The sequence below is a fragment of the Gallalistipes aquisgranensis genome, assembly GCF_014982715.1.
In the GTDB taxonomy this organism is placed as follows: Bacteria; Bacteroidota; Bacteroidia; order Bacteroidales; family Rikenellaceae; genus Gallalistipes; species Gallalistipes aquisgranensis.
The window spans coordinates 823,298-844,964 of the sequence record NZ_JADCJY010000001.1; the positions used below are offsets into that span (position 1 = coordinate 823,298).

Sequence of the window (21,667 nt, forward strand, 5' to 3'; positions counted from 1 at the left end):
AATGGAATATTATCTGATAGTCAGTACGCTGATGCTGTTTATCGGAATCTATGGTTTCATCACGCGGCGCAACCTGCTGGCCGTGCTGATCTCGGTGGAGCTGATGCTCAATTCGGTGGACATCAATTTCGCGGTGTTCAACCGCTATCTGTTTCCCGAGCATTTGGAGGGCCTGTTCTTCACCTTGTTCGCCATCGGTGTGTCTGCGGCGGAAACGGCGGTGGCCATCGCCATCATCATCAATATTTACCGCAACATCCGGAGCATCCAGACGCGGGAACTCAATACCATGAAACACTAACGGTTAAAAACGGACAGAATTATGGAATATACGCTTTTGATACTGCTCTTACCGCTGGTGACTTTCTTCGTACTGGGACTGGCGGGTACGCGGCTCAGACCCTGCACGGCAGGTCTGGTCGGAACCTTCTCGCTGGCCGTATCTGCCCTGCTGTCCTATGTGACGGCATGGGAATATTTTTCCGCTCCGCGGGTAGACGGGATTTATCCTGCGGTCGTTCCCGTGAATTTCGAATGGCTTCAGTTCACCCGGAATTTACATATCGACCTCGGTATTCTGCTGGACCCGATTTCAGTGATGATGCTGGTGGTTATCACCACCGTTTCGCTGATGGTGCATATTTACAGCATGGGATACATGAAGGGGGAGCGCGGATTTCAACGCTATTACGCTTTCCTTTCGCTGTTTTCTTTCTCGATGCTGGGGCTGGTCGTGGCGACCAATATTTTCCAGATGTATATTTTCTGGGAGTTGGTCGGTGTCTCCTCTTACCTGCTGATCGGGTTCTACTATACGAAACCCGAAGCGATCGCCGCATCCAAGAAGGCTTTTATCGTAACCCGGTTCGCCGATCTGGGATTTTTGATCGGCATTCTCGTGTTGTCGTTCTATACGAAGACTTTCAGTTTCGACCTGCTTACGTCGGGTGATTCGTCGATTTTCGCAGGAGCTGCCGGTACGACTTTCCTCGGCGCTTCCGTCATCAGTTGGGCCATGGCACTGATTTTTATCGGCGGTGCCGGCAAGTCGGCCATGTTCCCGCTGCATATCTGGCTGCCGGATGCCATGGAGGGTCCGACGCCGGTGTCGGCCCTGATCCATGCCGCCACGATGGTGGTAGCCGGAGTCTATCTGGTGGCGCGTCTTTTCCCGGTTTACTATTTCGAGGCGCCGGACGTGTTGGTGGCCATCGCCGTAATCGGTGCGTTCACGTCGCTCTATGCGGCCGTAGTGGCTTGTGTGCAGACCGACATCAAACGGGTGCTGGCCTTCTCGACCATTTCGCAGATCGGCTTCATGATGGTGGCGCTCGGCGTGTCGGGTATGGAGGGACACGAGGGGCTCGGCTATATGGCTTCGATGTTCCACCTCTTCACCCATGCTATGTTCAAGGCGCTGCTGTTCCTCGGGGCGGGGGCCATTATCCATGCGGTGCACAGTAATGAAATGAACCGTATGGGCGGTTTGCGGAAGCAGTTGCCCGTAACGCACTTCACGTTTCTGATCGCCTGTCTGGCCATTGCGGGTATCCCTCCCTTCTCCGGATTTTTCAGCAAGGACGAGATTCTTTCGGCCGCATTCATGTTCAGCCCGTGGATGGGGTGGACGATGAGCGTGATCGCAGGGCTCACCGCCTTCTATATGTTCCGGCTCTACTATAATATTTTCTGGGGCCGGCCGGCCGTGCACGAACATGCTCCGCATGAGGCTCCTGCCGATATGACCGTGCCGTTGGTCGTGTTGGCGGCGGTTACCTGTGTGGCGGGTTTCATTCCTTTCGGACACTTCGTGACGGCCGACGGGCTGGTGTACGACATTCATCTGAACTGGACGGTGGCCGGTACGAGCATCGTGATCGCCTGTCTGGGCATCGCCGTCGCCACCGTGCTCTACATGAAAGGGACGAATCCCGTGCCTGCACGGTTGGCTGAACGTTTCAAGGGATTCTATACGGCTGCCTATCACCGCTTCTATTTGGACGAGGTATGGATGTTCGTGACGAAGCGGATTATTTTCGGCTGTATTTCCCGGCCCCTGGCGTGGTTCGACCGTCATGTGATAGACGGTGCGATGAACGGTATGGCGCTGGTGACGCAGAAGGTATCGTGGGCGATCCGCGGATTGCAGTCGGGTCAGGTTCAGCAGTATGCCTTCATTTTCCTGCTGGGTACGCTGATCGTCGTGCTGCTGTTGTTGCTGTATGTGTAAAAAATAATAGTAATCGGATATGAATTTTCTGTCATTGTTTGTGCTCATTCCGCTGCTGATGATGCTGGGTTTGTGGGTGTCGGCGGATATGAAGCAGATTCGGGCCGTGATGGTGGCCGGGGCGGGATTGCTGCTCGCGCTGTCGCTGGGGCTGCTGGCCGCTTTCCTTTCGGAACGGGCCGCGGGTAATACGGCCGAAATGCTCTACATGGCCGATGTGATGTGGTTCGCCCCGCTCAATATCCACTATGCGGTGGGTGTGGACGGCATCTCCGTCGCCATGCTGTTGCTTTCGTCGGTCATCGTCTTTACGGGCGTATTCGCTTCGTGGAACATGAATCCCATGCCGAAAGAGTTTTTCCTCTGGTTCTGCCTGCTGTCGGTGGGGGTTTTCGGATTCTTTATCTCGATCGACCTCTTCACGATGTTCATGTTCTACGAAATAGCGCTGATCCCAATGTATCTGCTGATCGGCGTGTGGGGGACCGGACGCAAGGAGTATTCGGCCATGAAGCTGACTCTGATGCTGATGGGGGGATCGGCCCTGTTGCTGGTCGGTATACTCGGAATCTATTTCCATTCGGCGCCGGAAGGCGGGACCTATACGATGAATATTCTGGAAATCGCCGAAGGCCAGATGCCTATGGGGGCCCAGAGGCTCTTCTTTCCCCTCACGTTCGTCGGGTTCGGCGTGTTGGGAGCGCTTTTCCCGTTCCATACCTGGTCGCCCGACGGCCACGCTTCGGCGCCCACTTCCGTGTCGATGCTTCATGCCGGCGTGCTGATGAAACTGGGCGGCTACGGCTGTTTCCGGGTGGCGATTTTCCTGATGCCCGAAGCGGCCCACGAACTGTCGTGGATATTCATTATCCTGACCGGTATCAGTGTGGTGTACGGAGCTTTTTCGGCCTGTGTGCAGACCGACCTCAAGTATATCAACGCCTACTCGTCGGTGAGCCATTGCGGTCTGGTGCTCTTCGCCATTCTGATGCTCAATCAGACGGCCATGACGGGGGCCGTGCTTCAGATGCTCTCGCACGGATTGATGACGGCGCTTTTCTTTGCGCTGATCGGTATGATCTACGGCCGGACGCACACGCGTGACATCCGGGAGATGAGCGGACTGATGAAGGTGATGCCATTCCTGAGCGTCTGCTACGTGATCGCCGGTCTGGCATCGCTGGGACTGCCCGGTCTGAGCGGTTTCGTGGCAGAGATGACCGTATTTGTGGGTGCTTTCCAGGATGCGGATACATTCCACCGGGTATTTACTGTGATCGCCTGCACGTCGATCGTGATCACGGCGGTCTATATCCTGAGGGTTGTCGGTAAACTGCTGTACGGCACGGTGGTCAATAAGGACCATCTGGCGCTCACCGATGCCGCGTGGTACGAACGGCTTTCCGTGATTACGCTGATCGTCTGCATCGCCGTGATCGGTATGGCTCCCCTGTGGATTTCCGATATGATCCACGGAAGCCTGGGGCCCATTGTCGAACAATTAACCAAATAGGAGAACGATGGACTATTCGAATTTCTTATATATGCGGGAGGAACTTTCCCTGGTCGCCGTAATGGTGATTCTCCTGCTGTACGATCTGTTCGCTCCGGCCCGCAGCCAGCGGCGGTTCCAGTTGGTGGCCTGCCTCTTGTTCGGGGTGCATACGGTGTTGAATCTCTTTCCGCAGGAGGAGGCGACGGCTTTCGGAGGTATGTATGTCTACCGGCCGATGCTGACCGTTTTGAAAAGCATTCTCAACGTGGGGGTGTTGATCGTTTTCCTTCAGGCGCACGCATGGCTCGAAAGCGAAAAGGCGGTGATTCGCCGCGGGGAGTTTTACTTCCTGACGCTCTCCACGCTGTTGGGTATGTATTTCATGATGTCGGCCGGCGATTTCCTGCTCTTCTTCATCGGGCTGGAAACCGCGTCGATTCCGATGGCTACGCTCGTGGCATTCGATAAATACAAACGTAAATCGGCCGAGGCCGGTGCCAAGTATATCCTGTCGGCGGTCTTCGCGTCGGCCCTGTCGCTTTACGGTATTTCGCTGATTTACGGGACGACCGGAAGCCTCTATTTCGACGAAGTGGCGGCGAATATTACGGGCAGCCCCCTGCAGATCATGGCTTTCGTCTTCTTCATCGTGGGGATGTGTTTCAAGATTTCGCTCGTGCCTTTCCATCTGTGGACGGCCGACGTGTACGAAGGGGCTCCGACCAGTGTGACCTCCTATCTTTCGGTCATTTCGAAGGGTTCGGCCGTGTTCGTGCTGATGGTCATTCTGATGAAGGTGTTCGGAAATATCCTGACCGAGTGGAGGGGGATGCTCTACGGTGTGATCGTACTGACGATCACGGTGGCCAACGTGTTCGCTATCCGGCAGAAGAACCTCAAGCGCTTTCTCGCTTTTTCCTCCATTTCACAGGCGGGTTATCTCATGTTGGGCGTCATCAGTGCCAATGCGCTGGGAATGACTTCGCTGGTGTACTATGTGCTGGTATATATGGTCTCCAACCTCGGCGCTTTCGGCGTGATCTCCGTCATCGAACAGAAGACGGGCAAGGTCACCATGGACGATTACGACGGCCTTTACAGGACGCATCCCTATTTGAGTGTCGTCATGACCCTGTCGCTTTTCTCTTTGGCAGGAATTCCTCCTTTCGCGGGTTTTTTCAGCAAGTTCTTCATCTTTGCTGCTGCGGCCGGCGAAGGATATTATATTCTGGTGTTGATCGCCCTGCTCAATACGATCATATCCCTCTACTACTATCTGCTGGTGGTCAAGGCCATGTTCATCAATCCGTCGGAGAGCCCGATCGCACCGTTCCGGTCGGACAACTATACGCGGGTGAGCCTCGTGGCCTGCTGTGCCGGGATTATCCTGCTGGGTATTCTGAGTGTCGTATATCAGCAGATTTCGTCTTTCAGCTTCGGTATGTGACGAGATGTGATTCTTCCATAATAAAAGGGCTTCGGAAGAAGCCCTTTTATTATGGAATATGTTCAGGTACAAGGGGATTCAGTTCAGCCTCCTCCTTTCCCGATCAGTACTGTTCTTTTTCGTTGGGGAAGTCGCCGCTTTTCACATCGGCGATGTAACGGGTGAAGGCATCCGACATGATCCCGTGCAGGTCCGCGTAACGGCGCAGGAAACGGGGGGAGAATTCGTTGGTGATGCCCAGCATGTCGTGGACGACTAGTACCTGGCCGTCCACACCCGGACCGGCTCCGATGCCGATAATGGGAATATGCAGTTCCGATGCTACGCGCCGTCCCAGTTCCGCCGGTATTTTTTCCAGTACGATGCCGAAACATCCGGCCTCTTCCAGTAGGTGGGCGTCGCGGACCAGCTTGTCCGCTTCCGCTTTCTCTTTGGCCCGTACGGAATAGGTGCCGTATTTGTGAATCGACTGGGGCGTGAGGCCCAAATGTCCCATGATGGGAATGCCGGCGCTGAGAATACGCTGGACGGATTCGAGAATCTCTTCGCCCCCCTCCATTTTTACGGCGTCGGCTTCGGTCTCCTTCATGATCCGGATGGCCGAGGCGAGCGCCTCTTTCGAGTTGCCCTGGTAGGTGCCGAAAGGAAGATCGACCACGATCAGTGCCCGGGAGACGGCACGGGTGACCGAACGGGCGTGGTAAATCATCTGGTCGAGGGTGATGGGCACCGTAGTCTCGTGGCCTGCCATGACGTTGGCGGCGGAGTCTCCCACCAGAATCACGTCGATTCCGGCCTCGTCCAGAATACGGGCCATCGAATAGTCGTAGGCGGTGAGCATGGATATTTTTTCGCCGCGTTGTTTCATCTCCGAGAGACGATAGGTCGTAACGGCCCGGACATTGCCTTGTGTTGACATAACGTTTTCGTTTGATTGGGTTTGATCCGGCAAAGGTATAAGAGATTTCGGATTAAGCCAATTTTATTTCCCGATATTCAGTCCGGCCTGTAACAGCGGGTCGGAGAAAAACTGCCAGAGTACTACCCCGGCCGAGACGGAGACGTTGAGCGAATGTTTCGTGCCGGCCTGCGGGATTTCCAGCCCGAAATCGCATCGGTCGGCTACCTCTTGCGCCACGCCGAACACTTCGTTGCCGAATACAAGGGCGTACTTCATGCCTGGTTCGGCCCGGAATTTGTCGAGCATGACCGCTCCTTCCACCTGCTCCACGGCTCCGATGCGGTAACCCTCGTTCCGGAGTCGCTCCACAGCCTCGGACGTTGTCGGGAAGTAACTCCATGGCACCGTGTTTTCCGCTCCGAGTGCCGTCTTGTGTATTTCTTTGGACGGGGGCGTGGCCGTGATGCCGCACAGTACGATACGCTCTGCGGCGAATGCGTCGCAGGTGCGGAAAAAAGAGCCTACATTGTTCAGACTCCGGATGTTGTCCAGTACGACGGTGACGGGCAGTTTGGGCATGCGGGCGAACTCTTCGGGTGAGGGCCGTCCCAGCGCCTCGTTGGAAATCTTCTGCATGACGGATCGAAGGTCGTTTTGTTGATAAATTTTTGCGCAAATGTAGCGCAAAATTTAGATAAAATGGTAACTTTGACCAATTTCGTTTTTTTGAAAAACGGAATCCGCCCGACAATGAGAACCTGAAAGAAAAACTGAAATTCACTAACTAAAACAACTATTGATTATGGGTCAAATTCCTGCAATTTTCTGGCTGGTGCCTGCCGCCTCCCTGATCGCTCTGGGATTCGCCCTCTACTTTTTTCTTCGGATGAAAAAGGAGAGTGAGGGTACGGAGCGGATGAAGGAGATCGCGGCCTATGTGCGCCGGGGTGCGATGGCTTACCTGAAACAACAGTACAAGGTGGTGTTCATCGTCTTTATCGTGCTTTGTCTCTTTTTCGCGTTTCTCGCCTATGGACTGGGCGTGCAGAACCCGTGGGTGCCGTTCGCCTTCCTGACGGGAGGTTTCTTCTCGGCGCTGGCCGGATTCTTCGGTATGAAGACGGCCACCTATGCTTCGGCCCGTACGGCTCATGCGGCAAGCAAGTCGCTGAACCAGGGTTTGAAAGTGGCTTTCCGCAGCGGTGCCGTGATGGGGCTTGTGGTCGTGGGGCTCGGGCTGCTCGACATTTCGCTCTGGTATCTGGTGCTCGATCATTTTGTGGATGCCACCGGGTCCCAGAAACTGGTGGTGATTACTACCACGATGCTGACTTTCGGTATGGGAGCCTCGACGCAGGCGCTGTTTGCCCGTGTGGGCGGCGGTATCTATACGAAGGCTGCCGACGTGGGTGCCGATCTCGTGGGCAAGGTGGAGGCCGGGATTCCGGAGGATGACCCTCGCAATCCGGCGACCATCGCCGATAACGTGGGCGACAATGTGGGAGACGTGGCCGGAATGGGGGCCGACCTGTACGAAAGCTATTGCGGTTCGATTTTGGCGACGGCCGCGCTGGGTGCGGCCGCCTTCGTGACCGCAGGTGGCGAGTTGCAGATGAAAGCCGTGCTGGCTCCGATGCTGATCGCCGCTGTGGGTATCCTCCTTTCGATTATCGGAATTTTCCTTGTGAGGACGAAGGAGAACGCTACGATGAAACAGTTGCTCGGGGCGCTCGGCCTGGGTGTGAATACGAGTTCGGTGCTGATCGCGATCGCCACTTTCGGCATCCTGTATGCCTTGCAGATTCCCAACTGGGGCTGGATATCGTGCTCGGTGGTCGTTGGGCTGGTAGCCGGTATCATCATCGGCCAGTCGACGGAGTACTACACCTCGCAGTCCTATAAGCCGACCCGGAAAGTAGCCGAGAGTTCCGAGACGGGGCCCGCCACCGTTATCATTTCGGGTATCGGGCTGGGAATGATCTCGACGGCTATTCCGGTCATCACGATCGGGGTTGCCATCATTCTTTCCTATCTGTGCGCCATTCGGTTCGATGTGGCCAACATGATTTCCGCATCCAACCTGGGTCTCGGCCTCTACGGAATCGGGATCGCCGCCGTGGGCATGCTTTCCACGCTGGGTATCACTCTGGCTACGGACGCCTATGGACCGATCGCCGACAATGCCGGCGGCAATGCCGAGATGAGCGGGCTGGGCGAGGAGGTCCGCAAACGTACCGATGCGCTCGATGCGCTGGGCAATACGACGGCCGCTACTGGCAAGGGTTTTGCCATCGGTTCGGCCGCCTTGACGGCGCTGGCCCTGTTGGCCTCCTATATCGAAGAGATCAAGATCGGTCTGCTGCATATCGGCCAGGAAGTACTGACTTTTGCGGACGGAGCGACGAAAGCCGTCGCCGACTGCAACATCATCGACTTCATGGAGTATTACCAGATTTCGCTCATCAATCCCAAGGTGCTGATCGGCGTCTTCGTGGGGTCGATGATGGCGTTCCTGTTTTGCGGTCTTACGATGAATGCCGTGGGACGTGCTGCCCAGAAGATGGTGGCCGAGGTGCGCCGCCAGTTCCGCGAGATCAAGGGAATTCTGGAGGGTAAGGCTACGCCTGACTATGCCCGTTGCGTGGAGATTTCGACCAAGGGGGCCCAGCACGAAATGCTGGTTCCCTCGATTCTGGCTATCCTGGCTCCCGTGGTGACGGGGCTCGTGTTCGGTGTGGCCGGAGTGATGGGACTGTTGGTCGGCGGCTTGGGTGCCGGATTCGTGCTGGCCGTTTTTATGGCCAATTCGGGTGGCGCCTGGGATAATGCCAAGAAGTATATCGAAGAGGGTAATCTGGGCGGCAAGGGATCGGCCAACCATAAGGCGACCGTAGTGGGCGATACCGTGGGAGACCCGTTCAAGGATACGTCGGGCCCTTCGCTCAACATCCTGATCAAACTGATGAGCATGGTAGCCATCGTGATGGCCGGGTTGACCGTGGCGTTCAGCCTTTTCTGACGGAGGCACCCGAGACGAATGAGCGGAACGACCGGAAGGTTGTTCCGCTTTTTTTGCTTTATTATCCGATATATTTGTACCTTTGCCGACATGAATTCAGGAGCTAAATCTATCGACATGAAAACTGTATCCATAGTGATATTTTGTACGCTGGCCCTTTTCGTTTTCACCGATGCGTCCGCCCAGCGGTTTCTGTGGAATGCCCGTTTCGACAGCCAGTTCGACAACCGGGAATACAAGAGCGAGATAAACTGGCCGCAGACGCTGTTCGGGGCCCGGCTGACGCCCGAGATCGGTATCGGCTGGGGAAACGGAAACGGAATGATGATCGGGGTCGATCTGATGGCCGATTTCGGAGCTAAAACCTTCAACACCGATCCCGAACTGTTGTTTTACTACCAGTACGATTCGAAGAGGTTCAAGGCCTATGCTGGCGTTTTTCCCCGCCATAAATTGATGGGAGGGTATTCGAATGCCTTTTTCAGCGATTCGGTGAGGTTTTACGATGCCAATCTCGACGGATTGCTCCTGCAGTATGTTGGCGGCCGGGGATATGTGGAGGTGGCGTGCGACTGGAACAGCATGCTTTCGCAGACTACGCGCGAAAAGTTCATGCTTTTCTCTTCGGGAAGGGTGAACACCCCTGTGTTTTACGCCGGTTACAACGTGTCGATGTATCACCATGCGGGAACGGTCGATGAAGACGGTGTGGTGGATAACGTATTGCTCAATCCCTATATCGGCGTGGATCTGACGCGGAAACTGCCGCTCGATTCACTCTACCTCCAGGCCGGGTGGATGCAGGCATTTCAGAACGACCGGAAATACGTGGGCGAATATGTCTCGCCCCACGGAGTGCAGATCGAACTGAGGGTCGAGAAGTGGAAATTCGGTGTTTTCAATACGGCCTATATCGGCAAGAATCTGATGCCGTATTACGATGCGCCTTATTTCGATTACGGGCACGGCCTCTATTTCGGGGAGCCGTTCTACCGCACCAATTCCAATATTTACGATCGTCTGGAACTTTACTGGCATCCGATCCGCAAGGAGAGCATGAATCTCCGGGTGGCCTCGATCCACCATTATGACGGTAAAAAATGGGGCTGGCAGCAGATGGTTACCTTTTGGGTCAATATCAACGAAAAAATGTTCCGTAAGAGATAATCGGAGGAATGGAGCCCGATGGTCTGCAAAGAAAAAGTCGCCCTGTCTGGGCGACTTTTTCTTTGTTCCGTTAATGTGTCAGTATCCGAGAATCCGCATCATGGAGCGGTAGCTTTGCTCTTTGGCGAAAAGCCGGGTGTAGTATTCGTTATCGCCCTTTTCCCGGTCGATGATGATGTGTTTCGGAGCAGGGGTCAGACAGTGCTGAATGCCTCCGAACCCGCCGAGCGACTCTTGGTAGGCTCCCGTGTGGAAGAAGCCCACGTATAACGGGTCGCCGTTGAGTTTGGGAAGGAAGATCGCATTGGCGTGCGATTCCCCGCTGTAGAAATCTTCGCTGTCGCAGGTCAGACCTCCGAGGAACACCCGCTGGTATTCCTTGTCCCAGTTGTTGATCGCCAGCATGATATAACGCTGGTTGATACCCCATGTGTCGGGCAGGGTAGTCATGAAGGAGCTGTCGATCATGTACCAGCACTCGCGGTCGTTCTGTTGTTTCTGGTTGATGATCGAGAAAAGAGTCGCGCCGCTCTCGCCCACGGTGAACGATCCGAACTCGGTGAATATGTTGGGCTCGGGAATGTCCATCTGGTTGCAGAAGGTTTTGATCTGAGCCACGATCTCCTCGGTCATGTACTCATAGTCGTAATCGAACGCGAGTGAATTCTTGATCGGAAATCCCCCTCCGATGTTGAGCGAATCGAGTTGCGGACAGATCTTTTTGAGTTCGCAGTAGACATTCAGGCATTTTACCAGTTCGTTCCAGTAGTAGGCCGTGTCCTTGATGCCCGTATTGATGAAAAAATGGAGCATCTTCAGTTCGAACTGCTTGTTGTTCTTTATCTTGCTTTTGTAGTAATCCACTATGTCGTTGTAGCGGATACCCAGGCGAGAGGTGTAGAAGTCGAACTTGGGTTCCTCCTCCGAGGCGATCCGGATGCCGATCTTGCATTTGTGGTTGAGTATGTCGGCGAACAGGTCGATCTCTTCCTTGTTGTCCAGAATGGGGATCGTGTTTTCGAAGCCGTTGTTGATCAGTCCGGCGATGTTTTCCACATACTGGGGACGTTTGAATCCGTTGCAGATGATATAACGGTCCTTGTCGATGATGCCGCCGTCGTACAGGGCGTTTATGATGTGGATGTCGTAGGCCGACGAGGTCTCCAGATGGATGTCGTTGCGCAGCGCCTCCTCCAGGATGAAGGAGAAATGCGAACTTTTCGTGCAGTAACAGTAGTTGTAGCTGCCCTTGTAGTCCACTTTGGCCATGGCCACGTTGAACATTCGTTTGGCTCGGTTGATCTGGGACGAGATTTTCGGCAGATAGGTGATCTTCAGCGGGGTGCCGTACTGCTTAATGATGTCCATCAGAGGAACATCGTTGAAATTCAGTTCATTGTCCACTACCGAGAACTCGTCCTGCGGAAATTCGAAAGTCTGTTCGATCAGATCGATGTACTTGTTTTTCATGCGGCATGTAGAGTTTTTGTCCATCCGGCTCAGCTACTTTGGCGAATTTTGTGTCAAGTAGCTCGGTTACTTCTCTTCCGGAAACGGCGATGCAAGGTAGGTAAATATTTTCAATTTGGTAAGGAGTTTGTTCGAAAAATGCGTATTTTTGAGCAAAATAAACAGCGAGAAGAGATGATTAACGAACTTGTCGCCGCGTACCTGCAGGGAAACAAGCGGCTGGTGATTCCCGGGCTGGGAGCTTTTATCCGGAAAGACGGCTCGGGAGAGGTGGTTTTCGTAGAGTTCCTGAAAAAGGACGACGGCATATTGGTCGGGTTGCTGGAGGGACAGTACGGTCTCTCGCGGGCCGAGGCGGGCGAAGCGATCGCACAGTATGCGGAGAATGTAAGGCAGCATATCGCCCGGGGCGGACGTTTCGTCGTGGGCGGGGTAGGGGCCCTGCATGCCGGTTCCAACTCCCTGCTCGAACTGGATTACGATCCGTCGGCGGACGACCGGATATCCGAATCCCCGCATCCCGTTTCGGAGAGGGAGCGGAATACGTTTGAAAGGAGTGCTCCGGAAGCGGTGCAGGATACCGAAGTTTCCCGGCCGTCCGCTGTCGTTCCGGGAGGGGCTGCGGCGGAATCTTCCCGTCCGCAGGAGGCAGTGAAATCTGTGCCGAAAGCGAATGACCGGACGGGGAATGGCAAAGCCGGGAATGTAGGGGACGGAACCACCCGGAACAGACCTGTTGCGACAGCGGCACCGGTCGGACTTTCGGCGCGAAAGGATACGGAGCGCCGTTCATCGGCCAGGCCGGCCGTGGCGGGAAAGAGAAAGAAAAGAGCCGACGTGATTATGATTGTCGCCATTCTGGCTGCGCTGATGGCGCTCGGGGTCATGGTGTACAGTATGTTCGCACAGACGAATCCGGAGGTGAACCTGCTGGAGGTGGTGATGCCGGTGCAGGATACGGTTCCGGCCGGAAAATAGAAAAACCCAGTACGGAAGATATTCCGGGTATTGGGAGGAATGGCGGAAAATTTCTATCTTTATCCCGCTAAAACAACGAAGAGAGGAGACTGACCCGTATGGATATTCTGTCTGTAAAACAACGTTTCGGGATCATCGGGAACAACGAAGCCCTGAACAGGGCGCTGGAAGTGGCTGTCCGGGTGGCGACGACCGATCTGTCCGTGTTGGTCACGGGCGAGAGCGGAGTGGGGAAGGAGTTCTTTCCGCAGGTGATCCACGCTTACAGCGCGCGCAAACACAATAAATACATAGCTGTCAACTGCGGGGCCATCCCCGAAGGGACGATCGACTCCGAGTTGTTCGGCCACGAGAAGGGGGCCTTTACGGGGGCTACGGAAGCGCGTAAGGGCTATTTCGAGGAGGCGGACGGAGGAACGATTTTTCTGGATGAGGTGGCCGAGTTGCCCCATTCCACGCAGGTTCGCCTGCTGCGTGTGTTGCAGACGGGCGAATTTATCCGGGTCGGTTCGTCGAAAAGTCAGAAAACCAATGTCCGGGTCGTGGCGGCGACGAATGTCAACCTGCAGGAGGCCATTGCGTCGGGCCGTTTCCGCGAAGACCTTTATTACCGGCTCAATACGGTGCCGATTCTGGTTCCCGCGCTGCGGGAGAGGCGGGAGGATATTTTCCTGTTGTTCCGGAAGTTCGCATCGGATGTGGCGCTTCAGTATCGCATGCCGGTCATTTCGCTCGACGAGGGAGCCCGCCGTCTGCTGGAAAGCTACTCCTGGCCGGGGAATATCCGTCAGCTTAAGAACGTGGCCGAACAGATTTCAGCCGTGGAGGAGTCGCGGAGCATTACGGAGGCTATTCTGGCCAAGTATCTGCCTCAGTCGGGTGTGTCTTCGGTGCCGGTGGTCGTCGGCGGGGCATCGCCGGATCGCAGCGACGAGCGTGAATTGCTCTACAAGGTGCTTTTCGACATGCGGGGCGACATGAACGAGATGAAGCGGATGCTGGCCGAACTGATCCGCGAACAGCACGGAACCGGAGAATATAAGAAGGATATTGCCGGATACCTGGCCCCGACGAACAATTATCCGGCTGTTCCTGCCGTTTCTGCTGCGGTGGGCGAACCCGTTTACGCCGATACCGAGGAGGTGACCGACGAGCCGCAGGAGATGACCAAGGAGCGGGCCCAGCGCGAGGCCATCCTGAAAGCGCTGAGGCATCATAACGGTCGCCGAAAGGAGGCAGCGAAGGAGCTGTTTATTTCGGAGCGGACGCTTTACCGGAAAATCAAAGAGTTAGGAATAGATGAATATTAGAAGAGTTTCGTATGCCGCCATGCTGGCGCTTTTTGCTGCGCTCGCGTTTTCTGCCTGTAAAATAAAGTACTCTCTTTCGGGGGCCTCCATTCCTCCCGATGCCAAGACCGTGAGTATCGCTTATTTCCCGAACAATGCCCCGATGGTGGCTCCCATTCTGAGTTCCACGTTGACGGATGCATTGCAGGACCGTTTTTCGCGTCAGACGAGGCTGACGCTGGTACGCGAAGGCGGGGATTTGAGTTTCGAGGGCGAGATCACCAATTACACTTCGACGCCGGCCTCGATCACTGCGTCCGGGGAAGATGCCGTGGCGGCGATGAACCGGCTGACGATTACGGTCCGCGTGCGGTTCGTCAATACGCTTGACCCGAAACAGAATTACGACCGGACTTTCTCCGCCTTTTCGGATTACAGCAGCAACAGTCTGTTGCAGTCCGTGGAGTCTCAGCTGATTCCCGAGATCGTGGACATGCTGGTCGAGGATATTTTCAACGCAGCGGTATCCAACTGGTAGACGATGGAAGAGTTCAAAGCCTGTATGCGGAATGCGTTGTCCGGAACGCCGGATGCGGAGTGGCTGAAAAAGACGGTGGACCAGTGGCCTTGGTTCACCACGGCCAGGGTGCTGCTCTCTGCGGCCGAAAGGACGGCGGACCCCGTGCTCAATCTGCCTTTGATGTGCCGGCCGGCTCCCGTGCCTTTTCTTAAAGAGTTGACAGGCGATGAGTTTCTGCGGCGAAGCACGGGTGAGATCATTGACGAATTCCTGAAAAAAGGGGAATATCGGATCGTTCCGAAGGAAGGGATGCCAGAACCGGGACCGGAGGAGGACGAGCGGGTGGACGACGACGAACTGGTGACCGAGGAGCTGGCGGAAATCTACCTCGCGCAGGGACTTTGTGACGAGGCGGTCGGGATATATCGCAAATTAAGTTTGTTATATCCGGAAAAAAGTGTTTATTTTGCCGAAATTATCGGCAGAATCGGTAATAAAACAGAGTAATCGAACATTAAACTTAAATAGAGGTATGTATATTTTTTGCATTGTATTGATTCTGATCGCGAGTGTCCTGATCATTCTGGCCGTACTGGCGCAGAATCCCAAGAGCGGAATGGCCGCAAACTTCGGTGCCTCCAACCAGGTGATGGGTGTGCGTCAGACCTCCGATTTTCTGGAGAAATTCACCTGGACGCTGGCTATTTCGATCGTCGTACTGAGCCTCGTGGCTACGATGACGATGCCCGCCGCCAATATAGCTTCGAGCAAAGGCGGTTTGGAAAAGGCTATCGAGCAGTCTGCCGAAGGGAACGAAAATTTCATGCCCAATCAGTTGGGCGTGCCCGCCGAGCCGGCCGAAACTCCCGCTCCGGAATCGACTCCGGCCGAGTAGTCTCCGACGGACCGATATAAATTGCAGGGAATATGCGTGATAGCGTATTCTCTGCAATTTTTTTGTATATTTGCGAAATATAAATTGATATGTAATATAGCAAAATTCCTGCGTTTTGAAACTCCGTGACGGTTTGCTGATACTCTTTTCGGGCGCATCGGGTGTGTTGTTTGGCCAGCCGATGACTTCCGACGGGGAGTACGGCGGATTCAGGGACGGGGAATATGTCTCTCCCATCAGGTTCGATCCTTCCCTGTTCGATATTCCGTTGGAGGGATCGTACGATGTTTTTTCGCGCACGGCAACTTTCGAGTTTTCCGCTGTCCGTTACCGGCGCAGGGGTTATGATTTTACTTCCGATGCCTGTTTCCTGAACGGAATCGACCTCTTCGAACCGCTTTCGGGACGGATGAACTATCATGTACTGGGGGCGGTGCGTCGGACCAACTGCATGGAAAGTTATGTTTCCGGTATGGCGGTGGGGGAGGAAAGCCCGGGTGCGCTGTGCGGCACCGCGCTCTGTTCGGTCGTTCCCTCCGAGGTGCGTACCGGCACTTCTGCCGCCGTCTTCTCTTCGGACAGACGCTACCGTCTGGGGGTGAAAGCAGCCAGTGTCGGGGCCCTTTCTCCGGTAGGATGGTTTTATTCCGTGGCCGTGATGCGGCGCTGGGGCCGCGACGGACATATCCGGGGTGTCTTTACCGATGAGACGATGCTCTCTGCCGCTTTGGAAAAGAGATGGAAGAACCGTCATTCCCTGTCACTGTTCGGATTGGTGGCCCCCGGATCGCAGGGGTTGCGGTCGGCGGCGGCACAGGAGTGTTTCTCCCTGACGGGAAACCGCCTCTACAACCCCTCCTGGGGTTATTACGAAGGAGAGGAATTCAATTCGAGAGTGAGGAAAAGCCTGCAGCCTTTGGCGATGCTCGTCTACCGTTGGAGACCGGACGGGAGGATGGAACTCGACGTGTCGCTGGCCTCGCTCACGGGACGCAGCAGTTACAGCGGTCTCAGCTGGTTCGATGCGCAGAACCCCTATCCCGATTATTACCGGGGGATGCCCGGATTCTATTCCGACCGGGGGATCGGCGAACTGGTCGAGGAGCGATGGCTGGCCGGGGACAGCCGTTATACGCAGTTGAACTGGGACGAAATGGTCTATCAGAACAAGGCGGCGCACGGTCCGGCCACGTATGTGCTGGAGGATCGGGTGGAACGGAGACGCAACCTGCAGATGGCTGCCGTGCTGACCCGACGTTTCAGCGACCGGCTTTCCGCCGCGGTCGTGCTCCGGCTGAGGCGTGACCATACGCTGAATTTCAAGGAGGCGGCCGATCTGCTCGGGGCGGGCTGGTTCGAAGATGTGGACCAGCATCTGATCGACGACGAGTTTTACGGTGATCAGCGCATGAACGATGTGCGGACGCCGGGGCGGAGAGTGACCCGCGGTCAGCGTTTCGGATATTGTTACGACTTGCACCTCTCCCGTTACGAGGTTGCGGCTCGTGTAGCCTACCGTGATCGCCGGTTTCGGCTCGGAGCGGGTGCGGAGGTGACTTCGGAACGCTTTTATCGTACGGGACGTTACGAGAAGGAACTTTATCCGGGAGAGGCTTCTTTCGGGGATTCACGCCGGCTCGGCTTTTCCTGTTATACGGTCAAACTCTCTGCGGGATACTCTTTCTCCCCGCGACACGGGGTCGATCTGGTGCTGATGGCGGCGGAGCAGGCCCCGGCGGCCGACCGGGTATTTCTCTCCCCGATGTACAACAACCATACGGTGTCCGATCCGACGACGATGGGAATATCGGGCGGGGAGTTTTCGTACCGGTTGACTTTGCCGGCCGTGCGACTGAAGCTGACGGGTTTCTATACGAAAACCCGTCGGGAAACGGACGTTTACCGCTATTACGACGATCTGACCTCTCAGTTCTGCGATATGAGTCTGAGCGGGATGGATAAACTGTTCTATGGGGTCGAATTGGGTGCCGAGGTCCGGCTCGCCTCCCGTCTTTACCTGAATCTTGCGGCTTCGGCCGGAGAATACCGTTACGATTCCGATCCTCTCGTGCAGGTAGTGGCCGATGCGGACCATAGCGATGTGGTGACCGGCGGCCGGAGCCTGCTTTCGGATTACCGGATCGGAGATTCCCCCCAGCGAGTGGCATGTGCCCGGCTTCATTATAATGGGGCCCGCGGTTGGCTTGCCACACTTTCTGTTAGCTGGATGGGCGACCGTTATGTCGCTCCCAATCCCCTGCGCCGGATGCCTCGTGTGCTGGCGGTATGCACTTCGCCCGAAATGTTCGCCGCCTTTGCCGGTCAGGAACGGCTGCCTTCCGCGGCTTCGGTCAATCTGTTCGTGTGGAAGAGTTTCCGGATCGGGCGGCATACGCTGACCTGCATGGCTTCGATAGACAATTTGCTTGGTCGTAATGATATGGTGTACAGTGCGTATGAGCCCATGCGGATTCTGAAAACCGGAACGGTGACGAACCGTAGCTATCAGCCTTTCGTGTCGCGTTACTTGTACGCTTACGGGCGGACGTATTATGCTTCGGTCGGTTATAAATTTTAGACGATGAGGTTGAAGTATTGGTTCATAGCGGTTTCGGCGATGCTATTGGGGGCCTGCGGGTACGATAAATTGGAAATCGGTCCGGAGGAGAACGACGGTGACCGTACGCTGCCCAATTTGCGGATCGGCGATCTGAGAGGGTTCTACAAGGGGAAACCGCTCCGGGTAAACCGGAATATCGTGGTAGCCGGATATGTGACGGCGACCGATCGTTCCCGCAATTTTTACCGTACGTTCCTTATCGAGGACGAAACCGGAGCCGTGGAAATACGGGCAGGGCTCTACGATCTGCACAACATCTATCACGAGGGACAGCGGGTCGTCGTTCGTGCCGAGGGGCTGACGCTGGGTGCCGACCGGGAGGTGATGCAGTTGGGATTGGCCGCTCCTGCGGGATCGTCGTGGCAGATCGGGTATTTCGGACACCGGTTGGTGATGGACCGTTATATCTCCAGAGACAGCGTCATCCGTGCACCCGATCCGCTTCCGGTCGGTTTGTCCGGTCTTTCCTGTGATCTTTGCGGACGGCTGGTGCGGATCGAAAACCTTACGGCCGATACGCCGGGAGAGAGTTGGGGCGGAGGCCTTTCCTCCGTCGGAACTCCTCAGACCGGGTATCGCTGTTTCAGGGATGCGGCCGGCGATTCGATTTACGTGGAGACCAGCGGGTATGCCTCTTTTGCGGACCATGCGGTACCCGAAGGGAAGCTCTCCGTAACGGGGATTCTCTTTCGGGGCAAAAGGTTTGGAAATGATTGTTATATGTTGAAATTCAGAGAAGAGAATGATGTGGAAACAAGTCGTGATTAGTCTGGCGCTGGCGCTGGCGGCCGCCTGTTCGGGAGGACCGCATCTGACCTATGAGGAGAACGGCGGTGGGAACGGTGCGGACGGAGGGGATTCGGGCGGAGGCGGTTCGGAACCTCCTGTCACGGGTGTCGTTTCGGTGGATTACCTCAAATCGCTGTACGGTGGAGCGCCGAAGAATGTCGCCGAAGAGATTTCCATCCGGGGCCGTGTGATCGAAAACGATTTCTCGGGGAATTTCTATAAAATGCTGGTCGTGGGGGACGGAACGGCGAATATCGAGATTCGTGCGGACAGCAGGGAGTTGTTCCGGTCCTATCCCCGAGGTTCGGTCGTTACGGTCCATTGCAACGGGTTGATGCTGGCGGCTGACGGAGGAATGGTCCGTTTGGGAGCGAAACCGAAAGAGGGGAGTACACTATACGATATGGACGCCATCGGGGTGGAGGAGCTTCCCTGGCGGATACAGAAAGAGGACGAGCCCCTGCAGGAGGTGCTGCCGGACGATACGCTGACCATATCGGGGCTTTCTTCTTACTGGCTGGGGCGGCTGGTCGGTTTCGAAGAGGTGCAGTTTGTCGACGAGGAGGTCGGTGCGTTCTGGACGGAAAACGGTACGGATACCGATCGGCATCTGGTAGACCGGAGAGGAGATACGCTTGCGGTGCGTACCGGCCGCTATGCCGATTTCGCAGGCTCGAAACTTCCCGAAGGAAGCGGTTATATCGAGGGCATCCTGGAATATTTCAACGGAAAATACCAGTTGAGAATGGGCAATGACGCCTATGCCGTGCTGTGGTCGCCCCGGTTCGAGGTGACAGTGCGGTAGGGTCAGGCGTTCTCCTTTTGCAGGGCCTCCCAGAGCATGTCTTTCAGTTTCTGTATATTGTAGCCGCTGACCGACGAGATGAACAGCGAGGGAATCCCTGCCGGGAGTTCGTGTTCCATTTCGCGCATCATCTGTTCGTCCAGCATGTCGCTTTTCGTAATGGCCAGCAGGCGTTGTTTGTCCAGCAGTTCCGGGTTGTACTGGGCCAGTTCGCCCAGCAGAATGTCGTAATCTTTCCGGATGTCGGACGAATCGGCCGCAATCATGAACAGAAGAATCGAGTTGCGCTCGATATGGCGCAGGAACCGGGTGCCGATGCCTTTCCCTTCATGTGCCCCTTCGATGATGCCGGGGATGTCGGCCATGACGAACGATTTGTATCCCCGGTACTCGACGATGCCCAGGTTAGGTTCCAGCGTGGTGAAGGCATAGTCGGCGATTTTGGGCTTGGCGGCCGATACCACCGACAGCAGAGTGGATTTGCCCGCATTGGGAAAACCGACCAGGCCGACGTCCGCCAGGATTTTCAGCTCCAGAATGAATGAACCCTCTCGTCCCTCCTCGCCCGGTTGGGCATAGCGCGGTGCCTGGTTGGTGGCGCTTTTGAAATGCCAGTTGCCCAATCCCCCGCGGCCGCCTTTGAGCAGGACGGCCTGCTCTCCGTCTTCGGTCACCTCGCAGACGATTTCTCCCGTGTCCGCATCGCGGGCCACGGTGCCCAGCGGAACGTCCACGACGATGCTCTTGCCGTCTTTACCGCTGCTGCGGGCACCCGATCCTCCTTCGCCGTTCTCGGCGAACAGATGTCGTTGGTATTTGAGATGGATCAGCGTCCAGAACTGTTTGTTGCCCCGGAGAATGATGCTGCCTCCCGTACCGCCGTCGCCGCCGTCGGGCCCTCCGAAAGCGACGAATTTTTCACGCCGGAAATGGGCGGAACCGGCTCCGCCGTTTCCGGACCGACAGAAAATTTTCACGTAATCGACAAAGTTGGATGAGGCCATAGTCTCCTGTATAATTTTATTTCCATGCATTCGGCTTACAAAGGTAGTAAATTTTTTACCTTTGTCAATCCAACTCTCCCCTGTATATGAAGAAGAGAAAGATCTCCCGAAAGGATGCCTGGCGGATTGTTCTGTTGCTCATACTCGTCATTCTGCTGCTGGGCTGGTTCTCCCGTCGGAAGATGCCGCTTCCCGGCGCTGCGGCGAAACATGCGGTTTCCTCTGTGGCCGGGCAGACCGCCAGCTACGACAAGAAGGAGGGTGGAAGTGGACGTTCCCTCCGGACATCCGGGCCGACTGTCATAGCACGGGCAACAAACGTGCCGGGTCGGTTGGAACTTCCGACTGTGGAGGACTCCACCTTTTTTCTGGAAGATGCCGAAGGGCGCTATGCCATGCTTTACGACACGCTCTACCGCCAGGCCGCCTGGGTCGCCTACCGTCTTACCCGCAGGGAGGCGGAATATAAGGGAACGGAGCGGTCGAATCGCTTCGTTCCCGATCCGAAGGTGAAGGAACGCGGTTGGCCTACGGCCGTCGCTTCCGATTACACCCGCAGCGGATATGACCGGGGACATCTGCTCCCTTCGGCCGACCGGGACGACGACAGCCGGGAGAATGCGGCGACGTTTTATCTCTCGAACATTTCCCCCCAGCGTCCTGCGCTCAATCGCCGGATATGGAAAAAACTGGAGGAACAGGTACGGCGCTGGGCCGTCTCGTTCGATACGGTCTATGTGGTGACGGGAGGAGTTCTTACCTCGGGAATCGACCGTATAAAGGGCGGGGTGGGAGTTCCCGGACATTTTTTCAAGGTCCTGTTGGTTCGTTGCGGCGGACAGTACCGCTGTGCCGGGTTTCTGATTCCCAACCGTACGGAAATTCCGGGAGGCTATTCCGACTATCAGGTGCCGGTGGATGAAATCGAAAATCTCACGGGGTACGATTTCTTTCCGTCGCTGCCCGACAGTATCGAAAATCGGATCGAGGCCGGAGCGGACCGCTCGTTCTGGCGAATCGCCGGATAAAGGTTTTCCC

General features: G+C 55.8%; 19 protein-coding genes. 15 read left to right on the top strand and 4 right to left on the bottom strand.

The genetic code is table 11. The annotated features are described in order from the left end of the window. The first annotated feature begins 1 nt into the window (after window position 1). Genes nuoK through INF32_RS03000 form a run of 4 tightly spaced genes read left to right on the top strand, consistent with a single transcriptional unit; the run spans window position 2 to window position 5,172 of the window. Window positions 2–301 (top strand): NADH-quinone oxidoreductase subunit NuoK, encoded by a 300-nt coding sequence (gene nuoK / locus INF32_RS02985; protein ID WP_226388087.1) that lies wholly within the window; start codon window positions 2–4, stop codon window positions 299–301. Window positions 302–322: 21 nt separating this feature from the next. Then, window positions 323–2,230: an NADH-quinone oxidoreductase subunit L gene (gene nuoL, locus INF32_RS02990; RefSeq protein ID WP_226386930.1), complete on the top strand. Its 1,908-nt coding sequence runs from the start codon at window positions 323–325 to the stop codon at window positions 2,228–2,230. Between the two features lie 19 nt (window positions 2,231–2,249). Continuing rightward, window positions 2,250–3,743, top strand: coding sequence for a complex I subunit 4 family protein (locus tag INF32_RS02995; protein ID WP_226386931.1), 1,494 nt, complete (start codon window positions 2,250–2,252; stop codon window positions 3,741–3,743). 7 nt (window positions 3,744–3,750) lie between these two features. Then, window positions 3,751–5,172, top strand: a complete 1,422-nt coding sequence (locus INF32_RS03000) for an NADH-quinone oxidoreductase subunit N (protein ID WP_226386932.1) — start codon at window positions 3,751–3,753, stop codon at window positions 5,170–5,172. A gap of 103 nt (window positions 5,173–5,275) precedes the next feature. On the opposite strand, the gene panB is transcribed toward INF32_RS03000, so the two are convergent. Continuing rightward, window positions 5,276–6,091 (bottom strand): 3-methyl-2-oxobutanoate hydroxymethyltransferase, encoded by an 816-nt coding sequence (gene panB, locus INF32_RS03005; protein WP_226386933.1) that lies wholly within the window; start codon window positions 6,089–6,091, stop codon window positions 5,276–5,278. A gap of 63 nt (window positions 6,092–6,154) precedes the next feature. Next, window positions 6,155–6,709, bottom strand: a complete 555-nt coding sequence (locus tag INF32_RS03010; protein ID WP_226386934.1) for an RNA methyltransferase — start codon at window positions 6,707–6,709, stop codon at window positions 6,155–6,157. 166 nt (window positions 6,710–6,875) lie between these two features. Between INF32_RS03010 and INF32_RS03015 the strand changes: the two genes are divergently transcribed. Beyond that, window positions 6,876–9,092 carry a sodium-translocating pyrophosphatase gene (locus INF32_RS03015; protein ID WP_226386935.1) on the top strand — a complete coding sequence of 739 codons (2,217 nt, stop codon included), beginning with the start codon at window positions 6,876–6,878 and terminating at the stop codon, window positions 9,090–9,092. A 117-nt stretch (window positions 9,093–9,209) separates the two neighbouring features. Further along, window positions 9,210–10,259 carry a hypothetical protein gene (locus INF32_RS03020; RefSeq protein WP_226386936.1) on the top strand — a complete coding sequence of 350 codons (1,050 nt, stop codon included), beginning with the start codon at window positions 9,210–9,212 and terminating at the stop codon, window positions 10,257–10,259. A 78-nt stretch (window positions 10,260–10,337) separates the two neighbouring features. Here INF32_RS03020 and INF32_RS03025 read toward each other — a convergent pair whose 3' ends face one another. Beyond that, complete coding sequence (locus INF32_RS03025) at window positions 10,338–11,729, bottom strand: type III PLP-dependent enzyme domain-containing protein (protein WP_226386937.1); 1,392 nt, start codon at window positions 11,727–11,729, stop codon at window positions 10,338–10,340. Window positions 11,730–11,903: 174 nt separating this feature from the next. Between INF32_RS03025 and INF32_RS03030 the strand changes: the two genes are divergently transcribed. The 8 genes from INF32_RS03030 (at window position 11,904) to INF32_RS03065 (ending at window position 19,625) form a co-directional block, all read left to right on the top strand. Then, window positions 11,904–12,707 (top strand): hypothetical protein, encoded by an 804-nt coding sequence (locus tag INF32_RS03030; protein ID WP_226386938.1) that lies wholly within the window; start codon window positions 11,904–11,906, stop codon window positions 12,705–12,707. A gap of 98 nt (window positions 12,708–12,805) precedes the next feature. Further along, window positions 12,806–14,017, top strand: coding sequence for a sigma-54 interaction domain-containing protein (locus INF32_RS03035; RefSeq protein ID WP_226386939.1), 1,212 nt, complete (start codon window positions 12,806–12,808; stop codon window positions 14,015–14,017). Next, the gene (locus INF32_RS03040; RefSeq protein WP_394368316.1) at window positions 14,007–14,534 is read left to right on the top strand and encodes an LptE family protein; all 528 of its coding nucleotides are present in this window, start codon (window positions 14,007–14,009) and stop codon (window positions 14,532–14,534) included. Before INF32_RS03035 ends, INF32_RS03040 begins: the two co-directional genes overlap by 11 nt. Window positions 14,535–14,537: 3 nt before the next feature. Further along, window positions 14,538–15,023, top strand: a complete 486-nt coding sequence (locus tag INF32_RS03045; RefSeq protein ID WP_226386940.1) for a hypothetical protein — start codon at window positions 14,538–14,540, stop codon at window positions 15,021–15,023. A 25-nt stretch (window positions 15,024–15,048) separates the two neighbouring features. Then, a complete protein-coding gene (gene secG / locus INF32_RS03050) occupies window positions 15,049–15,411 on the top strand; it encodes a preprotein translocase subunit SecG (RefSeq protein WP_226386941.1) in 363 nt (120 codons plus the stop codon). Window positions 15,412–15,526: 115 nt separating this feature from the next. Further along, window positions 15,527–17,989: a TonB-dependent receptor gene (locus tag INF32_RS03055; RefSeq protein WP_226386942.1), complete on the top strand. Its 2,463-nt coding sequence runs from the start codon at window positions 15,527–15,529 to the stop codon at window positions 17,987–17,989. A 3-nt stretch (window positions 17,990–17,992) separates the two neighbouring features. Continuing rightward, entirely contained in the window at window positions 17,993–18,799 is an 807-nt protein-coding gene (locus tag INF32_RS03060; protein WP_226386943.1) for a DUF5689 domain-containing protein, read from the top strand. After that, on the top strand, window positions 18,774–19,625 hold the full coding sequence (locus tag INF32_RS03065; protein WP_226386944.1) for a DUF5689 domain-containing protein: 852 nt from the start codon (window positions 18,774–18,776) through the stop codon (window positions 19,623–19,625). The genes INF32_RS03060 and INF32_RS03065 overlap by 26 nt, the downstream gene beginning before the upstream one ends. Before the next feature lie 2 nt (window positions 19,626–19,627). Here INF32_RS03065 and obgE read toward each other — a convergent pair whose 3' ends face one another. Then, window positions 19,628–20,629 (bottom strand): GTPase ObgE, encoded by a 1,002-nt coding sequence (obgE, locus tag INF32_RS03070; RefSeq protein WP_226386945.1) that lies wholly within the window; start codon window positions 20,627–20,629, stop codon window positions 19,628–19,630. An 86-nt stretch (window positions 20,630–20,715) separates the two neighbouring features. Here obgE and INF32_RS03075 point away from each other — a divergent pair, with 86 nt between their 5' ends. Further along, window positions 20,716–21,657 (top strand): DNA/RNA non-specific endonuclease, encoded by a 942-nt coding sequence (locus tag INF32_RS03075; protein ID WP_226386946.1) that lies wholly within the window; start codon window positions 20,716–20,718, stop codon window positions 21,655–21,657. Window positions 21,658–21,667: the final 10 nt, after the last annotated feature.

Coding starts and splice junctions, on each gene's coding strand:
- nuoK (WP_226388087.1), top strand. CDS start 2: ATGGAATATTATCTGATAGTCAGTACGCTGATGCTGTTTATCGGAATC.
- nuoL (WP_226386930.1), top strand. CDS start 323: ATGGAATATACGCTTTTGATACTGCTCTTACCGCTGGTGACTTTCTTC.
- INF32_RS02995 (WP_226386931.1), top strand. CDS start 2,250: ATGAATTTTCTGTCATTGTTTGTGCTCATTCCGCTGCTGATGATGCTG.
- INF32_RS03000 (WP_226386932.1), top strand. CDS start 3,751: ATGGACTATTCGAATTTCTTATATATGCGGGAGGAACTTTCCCTGGTC.
- panB (WP_226386933.1), bottom strand. CDS start 6,091: ATGTCAACACAAGGCAATGTCCGGGCCGTTACGACCTATCGTCTCTCG.
- INF32_RS03010 (WP_226386934.1), bottom strand. CDS start 6,709: ATGCAGAAGATTTCCAACGAGGCGCTGGGACGGCCCTCACCCGAAGAG.
- INF32_RS03015 (WP_226386935.1), top strand. CDS start 6,876: ATGGGTCAAATTCCTGCAATTTTCTGGCTGGTGCCTGCCGCCTCCCTG.
- INF32_RS03020 (WP_226386936.1), top strand. CDS start 9,210: ATGAAAACTGTATCCATAGTGATATTTTGTACGCTGGCCCTTTTCGTT.
- INF32_RS03025 (WP_226386937.1), bottom strand. CDS start 11,729: ATGAAAAACAAGTACATCGATCTGATCGAACAGACTTTCGAATTTCCG.
- INF32_RS03030 (WP_226386938.1), top strand. CDS start 11,904: ATGATTAACGAACTTGTCGCCGCGTACCTGCAGGGAAACAAGCGGCTG.
- INF32_RS03035 (WP_226386939.1), top strand. CDS start 12,806: ATGGATATTCTGTCTGTAAAACAACGTTTCGGGATCATCGGGAACAAC.
- INF32_RS03040 (WP_394368316.1), top strand. CDS start 14,007: ATGAATATTAGAAGAGTTTCGTATGCCGCCATGCTGGCGCTTTTTGCT.
- INF32_RS03045 (WP_226386940.1), top strand. CDS start 14,538: ATGGAAGAGTTCAAAGCCTGTATGCGGAATGCGTTGTCCGGAACGCCG.
- secG (WP_226386941.1), top strand. CDS start 15,049: ATGTATATTTTTTGCATTGTATTGATTCTGATCGCGAGTGTCCTGATC.
- INF32_RS03060 (WP_226386943.1), top strand. CDS start 17,993: ATGAGGTTGAAGTATTGGTTCATAGCGGTTTCGGCGATGCTATTGGGG.
- INF32_RS03065 (WP_226386944.1), top strand. CDS start 18,774: ATGATGTGGAAACAAGTCGTGATTAGTCTGGCGCTGGCGCTGGCGGCC.
- obgE (WP_226386945.1), bottom strand. CDS start 20,629: ATGGCCTCATCCAACTTTGTCGATTACGTGAAAATTTTCTGTCGGTCC.
- INF32_RS03075 (WP_226386946.1), top strand. CDS start 20,716: ATGAAGAAGAGAAAGATCTCCCGAAAGGATGCCTGGCGGATTGTTCTG.